At 62.5% G+C, this 15959-nt stretch carries 17 protein-coding genes and 1 pseudogene; 9 read left to right on the top strand and 9 right to left on the bottom strand.

All coding sequences use genetic code 11. From position 1 onward, the window contains the following. Together EN964_RS06640 and EN964_RS38395 are read left to right on the top strand one after the other, a co-directional pair. Nucleotides 1-764 (top strand): NAD(P)-dependent oxidoreductase (locus tag EN964_RS06640; RefSeq protein WP_127276260.1); only part of this gene is annotated, 764 nt, incomplete at its 5' end. Between the two features lie 282 nt (nucleotides 765-1046). Continuing rightward, a complete protein-coding gene (locus tag EN964_RS38395) occupies nucleotides 1047-1193 on the top strand; it encodes a hypothetical protein (RefSeq protein ID WP_236383014.1) in 147 nt (48 codons plus the stop codon). Nucleotides 1194-1211: 18 nt separating this feature from the next. Here the strand turns inward: EN964_RS38395 and EN964_RS06630 are convergent, their stop codons facing one another. Then, complete coding sequence (locus EN964_RS06630; protein ID WP_127268322.1) at nucleotides 1212-2507, bottom strand: amidase; 1296 nt, start codon at nucleotides 2505-2507, stop codon at nucleotides 1212-1214. A gap of 120 nt (nucleotides 2508-2627) precedes the next feature. Here EN964_RS06630 and EN964_RS06625 point away from each other — a divergent pair, with 120 nt between their 5' ends. Then, nucleotides 2628-2975 carry a GFA family protein gene (locus EN964_RS06625; RefSeq protein WP_127268321.1) on the top strand — a complete coding sequence of 116 codons (348 nt, stop codon included), beginning with the start codon at nucleotides 2628-2630 and terminating at the stop codon, nucleotides 2973-2975. A gap of 60 nt (nucleotides 2976-3035) precedes the next feature. Here the strand turns inward: EN964_RS06625 and EN964_RS06620 are convergent, their stop codons facing one another. Continuing rightward, a complete protein-coding gene (locus tag EN964_RS06620; RefSeq protein WP_127268320.1) occupies nucleotides 3036-3944 on the bottom strand; it encodes an SDR family oxidoreductase in 909 nt (302 codons plus the stop codon). A 99-nt stretch (nucleotides 3945-4043) separates the two neighbouring features. Here EN964_RS06620 and EN964_RS06615 point away from each other — a divergent pair, with 99 nt between their 5' ends. The 3 genes from EN964_RS06615 to EN964_RS06600 all read left to right on the top strand — a co-directional run bounded on the left by EN964_RS06615 (nucleotide 4044) and on the right by EN964_RS06600 (nucleotide 6711). Continuing rightward, nucleotides 4044-4622: a TetR/AcrR family transcriptional regulator gene (locus EN964_RS06615; RefSeq protein WP_236383011.1), complete on the top strand. Its 579-nt coding sequence runs from the start codon at nucleotides 4044-4046 to the stop codon at nucleotides 4620-4622. Nucleotides 4623-5137: 515 nt separating this feature from the next. Continuing rightward, nucleotides 5138-6109 (top strand): AraC family transcriptional regulator, encoded by a 972-nt coding sequence (locus EN964_RS06605; RefSeq protein ID WP_164748935.1) that lies wholly within the window; start codon nucleotides 5138-5140, stop codon nucleotides 6107-6109. A 170-nt stretch (nucleotides 6110-6279) separates the two neighbouring features. After that, nucleotides 6280-6711 carry a DUF4437 domain-containing protein gene (locus EN964_RS06600; RefSeq protein ID WP_127268317.1) on the top strand — a complete coding sequence of 144 codons (432 nt, stop codon included), beginning with the start codon at nucleotides 6280-6282 and terminating at the stop codon, nucleotides 6709-6711. 116 nt (nucleotides 6712-6827) lie between these two features. On the opposite strand, the gene EN964_RS06595 is transcribed toward EN964_RS06600, so the two are convergent. The 7 genes from EN964_RS06595 to EN964_RS06565 form a co-directional block, all read right to left on the bottom strand. Next, nucleotides 6828-7913, bottom strand: a complete 1086-nt coding sequence (locus EN964_RS06595; protein WP_127268316.1) for an ABC transporter ATP-binding protein — start codon at nucleotides 7911-7913, stop codon at nucleotides 6828-6830. 106 nt (nucleotides 7914-8019) lie between these two features. Further along, nucleotides 8020-9123 (bottom strand): ABC transporter ATP-binding protein, encoded by a 1104-nt coding sequence (locus EN964_RS06590; RefSeq protein WP_127272298.1) that lies wholly within the window; start codon nucleotides 9121-9123, stop codon nucleotides 8020-8022. Next, nucleotides 9120-9341, bottom strand: coding sequence for a hypothetical protein (locus EN964_RS06585; protein WP_127268335.1), 222 nt, complete (start codon nucleotides 9339-9341; stop codon nucleotides 9120-9122). Before EN964_RS06585 ends, EN964_RS06590 begins: the two co-directional genes overlap by 4 nt. Further along, nucleotides 9338-10297, bottom strand: coding sequence for a carbohydrate ABC transporter permease (locus tag EN964_RS06580; protein ID WP_127268334.1), 960 nt, complete (start codon nucleotides 10295-10297; stop codon nucleotides 9338-9340). Before EN964_RS06580 ends, EN964_RS06585 begins: the two co-directional genes overlap by 4 nt. Nucleotide 10298: 1 nt before the next feature. Then, nucleotides 10299-11204, bottom strand: a complete 906-nt coding sequence (locus EN964_RS06575) for a carbohydrate ABC transporter permease (protein ID WP_023812446.1) — start codon at nucleotides 11202-11204, stop codon at nucleotides 10299-10301. 70 nt (nucleotides 11205-11274) lie between these two features. Beyond that, entirely contained in the window at nucleotides 11275-12591 is a 1317-nt protein-coding gene (locus EN964_RS06570; protein WP_127268333.1) for an ABC transporter substrate-binding protein, read from the bottom strand. A gap of 360 nt (nucleotides 12592-12951) precedes the next feature. Beyond that, nucleotides 12952-13647 (bottom strand): TetR/AcrR family transcriptional regulator, encoded by a 696-nt coding sequence (locus tag EN964_RS06565; protein WP_127268332.1) that lies wholly within the window; start codon nucleotides 13645-13647, stop codon nucleotides 12952-12954. A 111-nt stretch (nucleotides 13648-13758) separates the two neighbouring features. Between EN964_RS06565 and EN964_RS06560 the strand changes: the two genes are divergently transcribed. The 3 genes and pseudogenes from EN964_RS06560 to EN964_RS38390 all read left to right on the top strand — a co-directional run. Then, nucleotides 13759-14955, top strand: a complete 1197-nt coding sequence (locus tag EN964_RS06560; protein ID WP_127268331.1) for a Tm-1-like ATP-binding domain-containing protein — start codon at nucleotides 13759-13761, stop codon at nucleotides 14953-14955. Nucleotides 14956-14968: 13 nt separating this feature from the next. After that, the gene (locus EN964_RS06555; protein ID WP_127268330.1) at nucleotides 14969-15832 is read left to right on the top strand and encodes a phosphoenolpyruvate hydrolase family protein; all 864 of its coding nucleotides are present in this window, start codon (nucleotides 14969-14971) and stop codon (nucleotides 15830-15832) included. Between the two features lie 7 nt (nucleotides 15833-15839). Beyond that, nucleotides 15840-15959, top strand: a pseudogene (locus EN964_RS38390) (cupin); the annotation flags it as partial.

Genomic DNA, 15959 nt, shown 5'->3' with positions numbered 1-15959 from the left:
ACATGATCCCCATGGAAGCAGCGACGGCCGCCGGCGTGCTGGTGGCGAATGTGCCGGCGGTCAATGCCCGCTCGGTTGCCGAGCACGTCATGTTCGCGGCGCTGGCTTTGCTGCGCAACTTCCGCGTCGTTGACCGCGACCTGCGCACCAAAGGCTGGCTTGCCGGCCGCGAGCACGCCAATTCCAACAGCGAGTTTGCCGGCAAGACGATCGGCATCGTCGGCCTCGGCGCCGTTGGCCAGGCGGTCGGCCATATCGCGGCGCACGGCTTCGACCTGAAGGTGGTGGCAACGACGCGCAGCATGCAGCCGGCGCCGGACAAGGTCGGCTTCCTGTCGATCGACGCTCTCGTCGAGCAGAGCGACATCATCGTTCTGTGCTGCCCGCTGACGCCGGAAACGCGCGGCCTGATCAACCGTGAGCGGATCGCCCGCATGAAGCCGCATGCGCTGCTGATCAACGTGTCGCGCGGACCGGTCATCGATGACGATGCGCTGATCGAGGCATTGCAGAAACGCCGTATCGGCGGTGCCGCGCTCGATGTTTTTGCGACACAGCCGCTGCCGTCGAACCATCCCTATTTCGGCTTCGACAATGTCATCATCACGCCGCACCTGGCCGGGATCACCGAGGAATCGATGATGCGCATGGGCGTCGGCGCGGCGGGTGAAGCCTTGTTGGTGCTGGCCAACAAGCTGCCGGTCAATCTGCGCAATCCGGAAGTGGTCGATCACTATCGGCGGCGGTTTCCGGCGAGCCCGTAACACATCGCGGTTTCGCCCCAATTCTCCGCGACGTTGAGAGCCATGCCGATCCACGGCTCGCATTCCTGGTAGTCGTCGTCTGTTCGCTCTGCGCCATGCCGTCATTCGCGGCCGAAAGCAGTTATGTCTATTGCGACAACGGACTGCGCTGCTTCAAGGCGCCCTGCCCGTCGAACAGCGTGCTCGACCTTGCCACCGGGGCGATCATCAAGGGCGTCTCGATCGATCCAAGCGGATTGCCGCAGGCCGACAAGGCGATAACCGATCTTTCCGACGCGCTTTATGCCGGCAAGATCGTCGTCAGGGGCTCGATCGAGCACCGCACCCCAGACCATCACCGGCGAGAAGTACAATCTGCCCTGGCTGGTCGCGACCCGTATCGTGCGGACCGCCAAGGACAGCGAACGCAAGCACTGTTCGTCGCACTGATAGGCAGTTCAGCCCTGGTCACGCGCCAAGCAGCTGCTCTATTTCGGCAGCAATCCGCAGCAGGCGCCGGTCATGCCCGTTGCGCGCCACCAGCATCAATCCGGCGGGCAGCGGAGTGCCCGGCATCGGTAGCGAGATCGCGCAGAGATCGAACTGGTTGGCGACCTGCGTGTTGCGCAGCAGCAGGCCCTCGGTGCGGTCGCGCAGCTCGGCGTCGTCAGCCATCGAGACGATGGTCGGCGCCGTCACCGGCGTGGTCGGCAGAGCCAGCACATCGACCGATGCCAGCCGCTCGTCCATGGCGGCGGCAAGTGCTGCGCGACGACGCATTGCCCTGATGTAGACAGGCGTCGGCAGCATTGCCGCCCGCGACAAAGGTCCGCTGACATGCGGGTCGACCGGCACCGACGCTCCTGTCGCCAGCCAGTCGGCATGCACTTCGGCCCCTTCCATCGCAGCGATCGAGCCACGCTTGGTCGCCGCGCGCAAATCGGCGAGCAGATCGTCGATCGACAGGTCGGCGATCCGCGCGCCTGTCTGCTCGATCTTGCCAAGGCAGCGGTCGAACGCGGTCGCCACCTCGTCTTCCGTCTCTTCGAAAAGGACGCCGCGCGGAATGCCTATGCGAAGCCCTGCAAGGGCAATCGGCGCCAGCGCGGTCGGCACCTCGCCGGCCATCACGGCGTCGGCGGCGGCACACTGGGCGACGGTTCGGGTAAGCGGCCCGATCGAGTCCAGCGTGGCGGACAATGGGAACGCGCCGGCGAGCGGCACACGTCGCGCTGTCGGCTTGAAGCCGACGACACCGTTGAGTGAAGCCGGTATGCGTATCGAACCGCCGGTATCGGAACCGATCGATATTTCGCTTGTCGCCTCGCCGACGGAAACGCCTGCGCCCGAGGAAGAGCCGCCCGGAATGCGGCTGGCGTCCACGGCATTGCCAGGCGTGCCGAAATGCCTGTTGTCGCCGATCGCGGTGAAGGCGAATTCGGTCATGTTGGTCTTGCCTATGATGACCGCGCCGGCCTGCCGCAGCCGGCTGACGATGGCCGCGTCGCTTTGGGCGGGCGCCGCGGTCTTGCGCATCAGCGAACCGGCCGTGGTCGGCTCGCCGGCGACATCGAACAGGTCCTTGATCGAGACGACGGTGCCGTCGAGCGGCCCTAGCGTCACACTTGCCCGCTTGCGGGCATCGCTGGCATCAGCCGCGGCCCGTGCGGCTTCGGCATAGAGCTTCGTGAACACGTGCTCTTCGCCGGCACGGGCGGCGAGGCGCGCAAGAATGATTTCCAGATGATCACGAACGGATTGCATTTTCGGTGTCGGACTCCGGACGCCTCGAACGTCTTAAGGGGGTGCGGCCAGTGCATGGCTTGCCCAGACTTAACCCGGCGCAGGCAGTTTTGCACCCTGTCGAATACGAGGAAAAGCCCGATGCTCTACAAAGGCAGCTGCCACTGCGGCAAGGTGGCCTTCGAATTCAAGGCCGAACTGACCGGTGCCATCAGGTGCAATTGTTCGATCTGCACGCGCAAGGGCGCCCTGCTGTGTGCCATTCCGCATGAGACCTTGCGGGTCCTGGCCTGGGGCGACGATTTGGGCACCTACACATTCGGCAACCATGCCATCGCGCACCGGTTCTGCCGGGCCTGCGGCATCCATCCCTTTGCAGAGGATGTCCGCGAAGGGCGTGAACGCAGCGCCTACATCAATATCAACTGCGTGGCCGATCTCGATCCCTCGACCCTGTCGGTCTTCGATTTCGACGGGCGGTCCGCCTGACGCAATTCCAGGAAAAGTGCGCAGCGGTTTTCCGTCCGGAATTGCGCAGGAACCAATTACCTATCGATAGCCCGTCGCATCGGCGGGCTTGCCGGCGTCCTGAACCTCGGGAACATAACGCCAGGCGTCGGGCCGTGAGCCGTCGAGGTCGGTAAAGCCGTAGACCTGCGCCAGCCCGCCGCTGGACAGCGACTGTCCGTTCCAGCGCGAGCGGTCCGGATCCGCCGCCAAAGCCGCAACGGCGCGGCCGACGAAACGTGGCGTCTCGGAAATGACGAAATGCGGCACCTCAGTGGTGGCGTCGCGCCAATTGCCCTCGCTCACGCCAAAGGCTTCCAGCATCATCTCCGAACGCAGCCAGCCGGGCGTCAGCGACACGGACGTTGCGTCGTGTTTTGCGAGATCCTGGGCATGCGCCCATGCCATGCGCGTCAGCGCGACCTTGGCGAGATCGTAGAATGGCGACAGCCGGTAGTGATCGGCATTGTATTCGGCCGTGCCGTCTGTGACCTCGACGAGCAGCCCGCCCGGACGTTCGATCAACAGCGGCAGCGCATGGTGCGCGGTGATCAGATGCGTGTCGATGCCGAGCCGCAGCATGCGCAGGCCATTGTCCAGATTGTGGTCCCAGACCGGTTTGTCCCACTCGAACAGTTTCTCGCCACCCCAGATGTCATTCACCAGTATGTCGAGCCGGCCTTGTTCGGTGCGGATGCGCTCGACCAGTTTGCGCACATCGTCGGCCACCAGATGATCGATCTGAACGGCGATGCCCTTGCCTCCGTTCGCCGAGACCAGTTCCGCTGTTTCCTCGATGGTTTCGGGCCGGGCATATTCGGATTGCTGGGCGCGCGTGCTGCGCCCGGTGACATAGACGGTGGCGCCGGCTGCGCCGAGTTCGATCGCTATGCCCCGTCCGGCGCCGCGCGTCCCGCCGGCGACCAGAGCAACTTTCCCTTGCAGCGTCATTGAACTCTCCCAAAAACGGACTCATCGATCAGACAAGGCTGGCTTGTGCTGTTCGCGCCATATATATAAATGATCATTCGGTTATATCGGGATGTCAAGATGACACGGCCAAAAACCCAGTCCGACGAGCAGGTGCTGGAGACCGCGCACCGGCTAATCCACGAGCATGGTCCCGAAGCACTCACCTTCGAGCGTCTGGCAAAGGCCTGCGGTCTCTCCGGTGCAACGCTGGTGCAGCGCTTCAAGAACAAGGTGCAGCTGAAACAGCGCACTTTGCTGCACGCCTGGGACGGTCTCGACGAGAACACCAGAAAGCTGGCAGCCACCGTTCCCAGAACCCCCACCGGTGCGGTCGCGTTGCTGGTGGCGCTGTCGCAATCCTATGGCGGCATCGAATCCTATGCCGAAGGCCTGCTTGTCCTGCGCGAGGATCTGCGCGATCCCGTGCTCAGGGCGCGGGGTGCGGCCTGGAAGGCGTTCCTGTGCGACACACTTGCAGCCTGTTTTGCCAAGACGCCCAACCCGCCACGCGACATCGGCCTGCTGATGGCCTCGCATTGGCAAGGCTCGTTGCTGTGGTGGAGCTTTGACCCGGCGATCGAAGTGGCCGCCTATGTCGAGGACAGCCTGAACCGCTTCGTCGCTGCCATCACAACGGCGCCGGCCCGAAAACCGTGATGGTTCTTGGCGTCTCGGCTATGAATCCGATGCCGCCTTCGGCCGCGCCTTCAAGCGCGTCATCGGCTCGGCGCGCAGCCATCTCCGGGCCGAGGAACAGGCCGATATCCGCCAGGCCAGCTGACGCACAGGGTTTCGAACTCAGCTTGCCAAAGGCAGCAGCCAGTTCGGTGGTCCCGGCAGCTTTTCGCGATAGGAATTTTTTCTTGACTCGGTGACCTCAGCTATGCTACATTTCTGTCTATGGTGCTGATTTGCGCCAGTGACCCGCCGCACAGGCGGGTTTTTCGTTTGATGCTCCGTCCCTACGCCTGGCGAAAGCTCCGAAGGAACCCGTTGACCCGAGTTCGTTGCCCTGAGCCGACGCATGGAGGCCGTGACGGACTGGTGATTCCAGGCTAAAGCAATTCCAGGAAAAGTGTGAAGCGGTTTTTCCGTCCGGAATTGCGTCAAAACAAAGAGATAGAGCGGTTCAACGTTTCCGTTAAACGATGAACTGCTCTAGAAAAATCCGCATGGTTTTCACCTCGCCCAAGACTGCCTTGCCGGCCTCGGAGGGTCCGCTCACCGACATCTTGCGCGGATTGCGGCTTGATGGCGTCGACTATGGCCGCTGCGAACTTTCAGAGCCATGGGCCGTGTTGTTTCCTGCCCAGAAGGCAGCAAGATTTCACTTCATTGGCCGCCGCGGATGCTGGCTGTTCTCGCCAGCCGGAGAATGGATTGAGCTGACACCCGGCGATGCGTTGCTCTTGCCGCGCGGCGCCGAGCATGTCGTTGCCAGCGCGCCTGGCATTCCTGCCGTGCCGATCGAAAGCTACACTGTCGAGCCTTTGCAGGACAATGTCTTCAATGTCTCCAATGGCGGCCACGGCCCGAAAATCTTGCTGTTTTGCGGCAGCATGCACTTCAACCTGGACGGATCGCACCCCTTGCTGGGCATGATGCCGGACATGATGCGCGCCAAGGAATTGATGGCTGGCGAGCCAGGTATTCCGCATCTGCTGCAAGCCATGGCCGGCGAGATCACCATGAACCGCGCCGGTTCCGGCGGCATGCTGGCGCGGCTGGCCGACGTACTGGCTGCAAGCATCATCCGTTCATGGGTGGAAAACAGCGGCGGCGACACCAGAGGCTGGATCGCGGCGATCAGGGATCGCGACATCGGCCGCGTAGTTGCCGCCATTCATCTGCAGCCCGACAGGAACTGGACTGTCGAAGCGCTGGCGCGCGAAATGGGCGCCTCGCGATCGGCCTTCGCCGAACGCTTCACGGCCGTCGTTGGCGAAACACCGGCGAGATATGTCGCCCGGATACGCATGCACCAGGCGCGGCAATGGCTGATCGATGATCGGATGCGGGTTTCGGTGGTCGCCGCCAGACTGGGTTACGATTCCGAAGCGTCGTTCAGCCGGGCGTTCAAGCGCATCATAGGCATCGCGCCCAGCCACCTGCGCACCGTCGACGGCAGCTCCGAAAACCGCTGAGGCGATCCCGGATCCGCGGCCATGGATCGCAGGGTCTGGATGAATTGCCGGGTCTGGATGAATTGCCAAGCCTTCCGGACGCAATGCCATTGCCGGGCCACCCGCATGCAATAGCTTGCCATAACCAGGCAGCCAGAGGCCGGCGTCCAGTCGGTCCGAAGAGGAGAACCATGCCAGATCATCTGAAGGTCATCGCACTCGCCGTCATGCTTGCGGTTCCCGGGCGCGCCTTTGCCCTCGAGGACAGCTACCTGCCGGCCGACAAGATCCCCTATGTGGCGGAAGTACCCGACCAGCCGCATCGTCTTGGCCCATTGTGGGGCGAGCGGGCCAAGGGCCCGGCAGGCACGTTGCTGAAGGTTCCCGGCAACTGGCGTGCACCGGTCCATGCGCACACCGCGGATTATCGCGCGGTGGTCATAAAGGGGCTGTGGGCGCACTGGCAGATGGATGGCGGCGAGGCGACCAAGGTCGAACTGCCTCCTGGATCCTACTGGACCCAGAAAGCCAATGAGATGCATGACGACGCCTGCGTCTCCGACACGGAATGCGTGATCCTGCTGATCAACGACACGCCCTACGAAACCTACTTCCAGAAATAGGCTGGGATGCGGCCTCACGCATGTCGCCCAAAAGTGACCTCGGTTTTGGGAGAACGACATGCACAAAAACAAAGACCTAAAGCGCGTCGCATGAATCCGTTTCAGCGCGACGCGCTTTATGAGGCGTGCCGCAAGCTGACGCCGCTGCCCTTGTCGAACAGCACCACCTTGTCGGGGTTCCAGGCAAAGCGCACCGCCTGCTCGATGGCGACGTCGGTCCTGGCCGGCACGGTGGCACGCAGTGTCGCGTCGCCGACGCGCAGCGTCAGGATCTTTTCGACGCCGTGGTTCTCGACGTCGTGGACATGCGCCTCGACCGGCGCGCCGCTCTCGAGATAGACGTCCTCGGGACGAATGCCGAAGACGAGCGGGCGACCGTCGGTCGCCCCGCCCGCTTTGGCTCCCCCCGAAAAAGGCAGTTCGAAGTTCAACGGCGCCATCACCGCGCGGCCGTTCACAAGCTTGCCGTCGATGAGGTTCATTGGCGGCGAGCCGACGAAGCTCGCCACATAGGTATCGCGCGGATTGTTGTAGATCTCGTGCGGCGTGCCGGTCTGAACGATGCGGCCATGGTTGAGCACGCCGACCTTGTCGCCCATCGACATCGCCTCGATCTGGTCGTGGGTGACGAACAGGAAGGTGGCGCCGAGCTGCATCTGCAGGTTCTTCAGTTCAGTCCGCAGCGCCTCGCGCAGCTTGGCGTCGAGCGCAGACAGCGGCTCGTCCATCAGGAACACACGCGGCTTGCGCACGATGGCGCGGCCGATCGAGACGCGCTGCATCTCGCCGCCGGACAGCCGATCCGTCTTGCGGTCGAGCAGGTGCTCGATCCGCAGCGTACGGGCGGCACGGTCGACGCGATCCTTGATCTCGGCGTCGGGCAGCCGGCGAATTTTCGGCTTCAGCGGGAATTCGAGATTTTCGCGCACCGTGTAGCGCGGATAGAGCGAGTATTGCTGCAGCACCAGCGCCACGTCACGCTCGGCCGCACCCCAGTCGGCGACGTCGACGCCGTCGATGAAGACCTGGCCTTCGCTCGGCTTTTCCAGGCCGGCGATAAGCCGCAGCGTCGTCGTCTTGCCGGCGCCCGTCTCGCCCAGCAGCACGAAGAACTCGCCATCGGCAATATCGAGATCGAGCCCGGTGAGCGCAGTGTGGTTGCCGAAAGTCTTCGAGATGTTCTTGAGCTGGATATGGGCCATGTCTATCGTCCCGATCTCTTTTTCGAGGGTGTCTGCCCTCCGCTATAGCTCCGGGCGTTCGATTGTTCGAAAGGCCAAGTCATTGGCCTTTCGTGTCCTTCGGCCATCACAATCTCACTCCCAGCGACTTGCCGCTTGCCGTGTCGAAGAAATGCGCTTGGGCCGGATCGATCCTGGCGAACACCTTCTGGCCGGGACCGGCGACGAAGCCGCTCTTGGTGCGTGCGCGCAGCATCTTTGAGCCGACCTTGAGATCGACAATGTCGAAGGAGCCAAGCGGCTCGACGATCTGCGTCTCGACCGGCAAAAACCCCTCCGTCGCCTCGCGGCGGATGAGAACGCCTTCCGGCCGGATGCCGAGCGCGAGCTGGCCGCCTGCATGGCCGTTGAGCTTCGACAGCAGCGCCCGCGGGAACTCGAAGCCGGCGGGAGCCCCGCCGACCGTCACCGAGACCGAGGACGCCGTCTCGGCGACTGCCGCATCGGCGACGTTCATCACCGGACTGCCGACGAATTGCGCCACGAACAGATTGGCCGGGTGCGAATAGACCTCGTCGGGCGAGCCGACCTGCTGCAGCACGCCTTCATGCATGATGACGATGCGGTCGGCGAGGCTCATCGCCTCGATCTGGTCGTGCGTCACATAGATGGTTGTCGACCCCTGCTTGATGTGCAGCCGCTTGATTTCCGCGCGCATCTCCTCGCGCAGCTTGGCGTCGAGCGCGCCGATCGGCTCGTCCATCAGCATGGCCTTCGGCCGCCGCACCAGCGCCCGGCCAATGGCGACGCGCTGCATGTCGCCACCCGAGAGCGCCGATGGCTTCTTGTCCAGCAGATCGGTGATTTGCAGCGTCTTGGCGACGGAGCGAACCTCGCTGTCGATCTCCGTCTTGCTCTTGCGCGTGGCGCGCAAGGGGAAGGCGATGTTCTCGTAGACGCTCATATGCGGATAGAGCGAGAACGACTGGAAGACCATGGCAATGTCGCGGTCGGCGGCCTTTAGATGCTGGATCGGTTTGCCGTCGATGAGGATGTCGCCCTCGTCGATCGTTTCCAGCCCGGCGATGGCCCGCAGCGTCGTCGTCTTGCCGCAGCCCGACTGGCCGAGCAGAACGATGAACTCGTTGTCGGCGATCTTGAGGTTCAGGTCCTTGATGACCTGGACGGCGCCGAAGAATTTCTGGACGCCGCGAAGCTCGATCTGGGTCAATGCTGTGCTCCCGGATTGCGCACCTGGCCGGTGCCGGCCTTTTCCTCAGGCGCGATCTTGGAGGTTACGTTGAAGCCGACCAGCCCGATCAGGATGATGGTCAGGCCATATGTGTGCAACAACAGGTTCCAGGGCTGGCAGAGTGCTATGATGCCGAGCACCATCAGCACCTGCGAACCGGGCTCCAGATATTTCTGGTTGATGGCACGAAAGCTCATTTGCGAATCGCTCCGAAGGACATGCCGCGCAGCAGATGGTTGCGGAGCAGGAACGTGAAGATCGCGACCGGCAGCAGGAATAGAAAGGTTCCGGCGGCGATCACCGTCCAGTCCGGCAGGCCCGAGCCGACCTGGCTCGGGATGAAGGGCGGTGCGGTCTGGGCGCGGCGGTTGGTCATGATCAGTGCGAAGGCATATTCGTTCCACGCGGTGATGAAGCAGAACACCGCGGTGGCGGCGATGCCGGTGGCCGCCTCGGGCAGCACGATCTTGAAGAAGGCCTCCATGCGCGTGTAACCGTCGACCAGGGCCGCCTCTTCATACTCTTTCGGTATCTCATCCATAAAACCCTTCATCAGCCACACCGAGAAGGACAGGTTGAACGCGGTGTAGAGGATGATCAGGCCCACATGCGTGTCGTTGAGGCCGACCGCCCGGTACATCAGGAACATCGGGATCGCCACCACCACCGGCGGGAGCATGCGTGTCGACAGGATGAAGAAGAGCAGGTCAGCCTCCCCCTTCACCTTGAAGCGCGAAAAGCCATAGGCGGTGAAGGTGCCCATGCCGACCGCCAGCACCGTGGAGGTGATGGCGATGATCAGCGAGTTCATGAAGCGGCTCGGATAGCCGGACCATTGCACCTGGCCCTTGCCGTCGCGCACGATCTTTTCACCGCCGTCGAAGACGACGCGCTCCCACCAGGGCGCTGCCGCATACTCTTCCGGCGTCGGCGCGCTGCGCAGTTGCGAGCGCTTGGTGAACAGTTTGACGAAGGGCGATATCTCCGGCTGGAACACCACCGTCGGCGGGATGGTCGTGGCAAGATTGCGCGGCTTGAACGCCGTCGAGGCGATCCAGTAGATCGGCGCCAGGAAGATGATCGTCACCAAAAGGACGACGACGATGGCGACGCGATTGAAGCCGATTTCGGAAGAAGTGCGGACGGCGGCCATCTCAGCGCTCCTTCACCTTGTTGAGGTATTTGACGTAGATGTTGGTGATAGCCAGCACCATGATCAGCACGATGTAGGCAAGCGCGCAGGAGCGCCCGGTCTGCCATTCCTGGAACGCCATCTTGTAGAGCCGGATCGAGATCACCTCGGTGGTTGGCTGGCTGGTCAGGATGTAGGCGAGATCGAAGGTCTTGAACGCCTCCATGGTGCGGAAGATGATCGCGATCATCAGAATCGGCGCGACCAGCGGCAGCGTAATGCGAAAGAAGGTATAGAACGAGCCGGCGCGGTCGATCGCCGCCGCCTCGTAGAGGTGCTTCGGCACTGCCGACAGGCCGGCAAGCGACAGCAGCATGACGAAGGGCGACCACATCCAGATGTCGGTGATGGCAACCGCGTAGAGCGCCATGTCAGGGTTGGACAGCCACTCGAAATTGCCGAGGCCGAGTGCATAGTTGATGACACCCCATGATGGATCATAGAGCAGTTTCCAGAACAGACCGACGACGGCCATCGACAGCATCATCGGCAACAGCAGCAGTGTCGTCAGCAGGCCCTTCAGCGGGATATCGCGGTTGAGCAGCAACGCCACGCCAAAGCCGACGATGACCTGACCGACCACGGAGACGATGACATATTTGGCGGTGATGGCGAAATTCGACCAGATGAACGGGTCGTTCAGCAGTTCGCGGTAATTCTGCAGTCCGACGAAATTGGCCGCCGCCGGGCTCGACGCGCGAAAGTCGGTGAACGAATAGCCGAGCGAATAGAGCAGTGGAAAGATGTTGAAGACGATCAGGAAAACGATCGTCGGAATGATGAAGAGATTTCGGATCGTGAGATCGCTCATGCCGCGGGTGGCGGAGCGCGAGTTGGGATCCAGCGTGGTCATGACTGCAGTGGCCAAGGCCAGTTCCTTCCTTGAGAAAAGAAAACGGAAGGGGTGGGCTCCCACCCCTTCCGAGCGTTAGTACCGCTTACTTCACGCGGTTGTACTTCTTGAACGTCGCGTTCCAGTCCGCGGCGAGCGCATCGAGCACTTCCTTGGCCGTGCCCTGATTGCCGGTGATGTACGGATAGACGCGTTGGTTCATCGCGATGAGCAGCTCGGCATATTCCGGCGTCGCCCAGAAGTCCTTCACCTTGAACATGGTTTCGTAGAAAGCCTTGTTGTAAGGCGTGGCGTTCTGGAATTCAGGCGACTCGAGCACCTTGGCACTTGCCGTGTAACCGCCGAGTTCCGCCCACTTCTTCTGCGTCTCGTCTTTGATGAACCATTCCAGGAACTTCATCGCCTCTTCCTTGTTGTTGGAATAGGAGATGACGGAGATGCCCTGGCCGCCGAGCGCGGCGAACTGGTCGCCGTTCGGGCCGGCAGGGTTGGCGAAGAAGCCTGTGTTCTTGGCATTCGGGTTCGAGGCTTCGTTGATGAGCGCCGGGAAGAAGGCGAAGTAGTTCATGCTCATCGCAGCCAGATTCTCGGTGATCGCCTGGTTGTCCTCGATGAAGAAGCTCTTGGCCCAACCAGGAGGTGTGAAGGAATAGAGTTCCTTGTAGACCTCGAGCGCCTTGACGTTCTGATCGGAGTTGATGATCCCGTCGACCTTGTAAGTGGCATAGTCGCCAAGTTCGCCGCCGTAGGAGAAGATGGCGTTCTCGACGCCCATCACCAGGGCATCATATGAATTGTCGGTGTAGATGGCGACGCCGTAGCGCTTCTGGTCGGGACGGTGGAAGAATTCGGCAATGTCGCGCAGCGCCTTGAAATCCTTCGGCACGCCGAGATCGTAGCCATACTTGGCCTTGAAGGCTTCCATTTCCTTGGGGTCCTCGAACCAGTCCTTACGGTAGGACCAGCCGACTGCGTCACCCTCGGCCGGGATCGACCAGTACTTGCCAGAGGCCGACGGATATTCGGCGTAGTACTTGACAGTCGCCGGCGCCATCACCTCCTTCAAATTATGCTTGTTGAAGAAGTCGGTAAGGTCGACATAGTGGCCCGCCTCGGATGCGGCACCGATCCACTGCGAGTCGCCGACCACCATGTCGTAGGCGCTGCCCTTAGCGTTGAACTCGGTGAATGCCTTGGTCTGGAAGTCGGACCAAGGTGTGGTTTCGACCGTGACCTTCACGCCGGTCTCGGCCTCGTAGAGATTGACGAGTTCCTGCAAATAGTTCGCCGGATCCCATTCCGCCCAGAATATGGTGAGTTCTTTGTCCTGCGCGTAAACGGACGTTCCGCAGGCAAGCGTTAAGCCGATACCAGCAAGTGCGCTGGTCACTAACTTGCGCATAATGATTTCCTCCCTTGTGCGCGTTCTACCTTATCGTGCGAGCCGGCAACGGGGCCGGCCCTGGTAGTTCCTCCCGTGATCGCACCTTCCCGGTTTCGAGCCTCCTCGCCCCTGCCGGAAAATGGATCGCAGCCCTCACTTTCGATCCGCTTTTCTGATCCAATCTGGTATTACCAATTTTGCATGCGCGTCAAGCCCTTTCTTGACAGCTTGACGTGGCCATTGCCATCGGATTCCGGCTTTATCTGCCTGTTTTACCAAGATTTTCCTACTCAGTGATATGATTGGGTATTGTCCGACACCCCACTCAACGGCTAAGATCAGTAGCGTGCATGCCAATCTGGTCGAACCAGATAGGCTCTATTTCATGACTGCCTTCGGATCGGGGCTGCCTCCTTCATCGACCGATTCCGCGACTGCCGCACGCACCAGCGCCCCGGCTGCCCACTGTGCGACCGCCCTCGTCCGGCGGCTGTCCAGTCCCCAGATATCCTTGAGCACAATCAGCACCTCGACGCCGAAGATCAGCGACAGCGCCTGCGCCAGCCGCTTGAAGTCGCGCGGCGGCAAACGGCTCTTGAGCGGCGCGATCGCATCTTTCAGCAAGTCGATGCGATGGCCGCGCGTAAAGGCGGGCTCAGCGCCCAGCGTGCCGGCCTGACGCCGCGCCCATTGATCGAGCGACAGCTTCAGTGCTGCCTTGAACGTGGCCTCGAAGGCCTCGATGCGCGGCATGGCCGTATCGAACAGCTCCGCGACCCGGCGCTCGGCATCGGCGGAGGTCGATTGCCAGGTGAGGATTGGCCCCAGCCCCTCGTCGACGACGGCCTGCACCAGTGCCGACTGGCTCGGGAAGTAACGATAGGCGGTGGCACGGGAAACCTCGGCCGCCTCGGCGACCTCGCTGACCGAGGGCGTGACGCCCGCCTGCATCAGCCTCGTTGCCGTCTCCAGCATCAGCCGTTTGGTCCGCGCGCGCGGCCCACGTTCGGGCACCGGGCCGGTTGCCCGTTCAGCGTCGTCGCTCGCAGTGGATTGTTGACGTGAGACATTCATACCAATACGATACGCGCGTCTCAAAAATTTGCAATGGTGTCCGCATCGTCGAGTGGCCCGGGCAATGAGCAATGGGGGCGGCATCGCGCCTGCCAGGATCGGGGGAGCGCAATGAAGCGTATCTATGTGGCGGGTACCGCGGACACGAAGGGCGAGGAGCTCGCCTTCCTGGCCGATGCGATCACTGCTGCGGGCGCCCTCGTTTGTCGTGTCGATGTCGGAACGCGCGACGCAACCATCCCCGTCGATATCGGCGCGAGGGAAATCGCCGACCATCATCCCGGCGGCCGTGACGCCGTGCTCGGCGGCAATGACCGTGGCGCCGCGGTCGCCGCGATGGGCATCGCCTTCGCCCGCTTCGTCCAGTCGCGCGCCGACATTTCCGGCATCATCGGCATTGGCGGCGGCGGCGGCACCTCGATCATCACGTCGGGCATGCGCGCCCTGCCGCTCGGCCTGCCCAAGATCATGGTCTCGACGCTCGCCTCCGGCGATACCGCACCCTATGTCGATGTCTCCGACATCATCATGATGCCTGCGGTGACCGACATGGCCGGACTGAACCGGATCTCCCGTGTCGTGCTGCACAATGCCGCCCAGGCGATCGTAGGCATGGCAACCAAGCCGGCGCCGCCACCCGACGGCAAACCATCGATCGGCCTCACCATGTTCGGCGTCACAACGCCTTGCGTGACCGCCATCGCCGACCAGCTCCGTTCCAGATATGACTGCATGGTCTTCCACGCCACCGGCACCGGCGGCCGCAGCATGGAAAAGCTGGCCGACAGCGGCTTGCTGTCCGGTATCGTCGACATCACCACGACCGAAGTCTGCGATCTGCTGTTCGGCGGCGTGCTGCCGGCGACGGAGGATCGTTTCGGCGCCATAGTTCGCACGGGGCTGCCCTATGTCGGCTCCGTCGGCGCGCTCGACATGGTGAACTTCTGGGCGCCTTCGACCATTCCGGAGCCCTATCGCGATCGGCTGTTCTACGAACACAATCCCAATGTCACGCTGATGCGCACCACGGCGGACGAATGCCGCGCGATCGGCGAGTGGATCGGCACCAGACTCGCCCGCTGCGGAGGGCCGGTGCATTTTCTCATCCCGGAAAAAGGCGTCTCGGCGCTCGACATCGAAGGCGGCGCCTTCTTCAACCCGGAAGCCGACGCCGTTCTGTTCGATGCCATCGAGCGCACCATCGAACCCAACAGCAAGCGCCGCGTGACGCGCCTGCCGCTGCATATCAACGACCCGGAATTCGCAAAGGCTGCAACATCAGCCTTCCTCGACATCGCCAGACAGTGAGAGATCCAGAAAGATGCCCGCCATACCGCGCAAGGATATACTGAAGAAATTCAGGGGAATGATCGCCAAGAGCGTGCCGATCGTCGGCGGCGGCGCCGGCACCGGCCTGTCGGCGAAAGCCGAGGAGGCTGGCGGCATCGACCTCATCATCATCTACAATTCCGGCCGCTACCGCATGGCCGGGCGCGGCTCGGCCGCCGGCCTGCTCGCCTATGGCAATGCCAACGAGATCGTCAAGGAAATGGCCTACGAGGTGCTGCCGGTGGTCAGACACACGCCTGTGCTGGCCGGCGTCAACGGCACCGACCCGTTCGTCATCATGCCGCTGCTGCTGGCAGAGCTGAAGACCATGGGCTTTTCCGGCGTGCAGAACTTTCCCACCATCGGCCTGTTCGACGGCAGCATGCGGCAAAGCTTCGAGGAAACCGGCATGGGCTTCGGGCTCGAGGTCGACATGATCGCCGAGGCGCACAAGCTCGATCTCTTGACCACGCCCTATGTCTTCAACCCCGACGAGGCCCGCGCCATGACAAAAGCCGGCGCCGACATCGTCGTCGCCCATATGGGTGTGACGACAGGCGGCTCGATCGGCGCCACCTCGGCCAAGTCGCTCGACGACTGCATCGTCGAGATCGATGCCATCGCCGACGCCGCGCGCTCGGTGCGCAAGGACGTCATCCTGCTTTGCCATGGCGGGCCGATCTCGATGCCCGACGACGCCCGCTACATCCTCTCCCATGCCAAGGGCCTGCACGGCTTCTATGGCGCCAGCTCGATGGAACGGCTGCCGGCGGAAGCCGCGATCGCCAAACAGACGGCCGATTTCAAGGCGGTGACACTTGGTGGTGACAAGACCACGAAGAAAAAGAAGGGATGATGAGACGATGACCGACACGAGCAAGGTATTTGTCTACCCGAAGGACGTCAGCGCCTTCGGTTTCGACTGGGGAAAACTGGCACTGACGGTGGCGCCGGAGGCGAATGGCGCGACCCGCTTTTCCGGC

It is taken from the genome of Mesorhizobium sp. M7A.F.Ca.CA.001.10.2.1, assembly GCF_003998575.1.
GTDB lineage: Bacteria > Pseudomonadota > Alphaproteobacteria > Rhizobiales > Rhizobiaceae > Mesorhizobium.
This window is presented reverse-complemented; position numbering and strand designations above follow the sequence as displayed.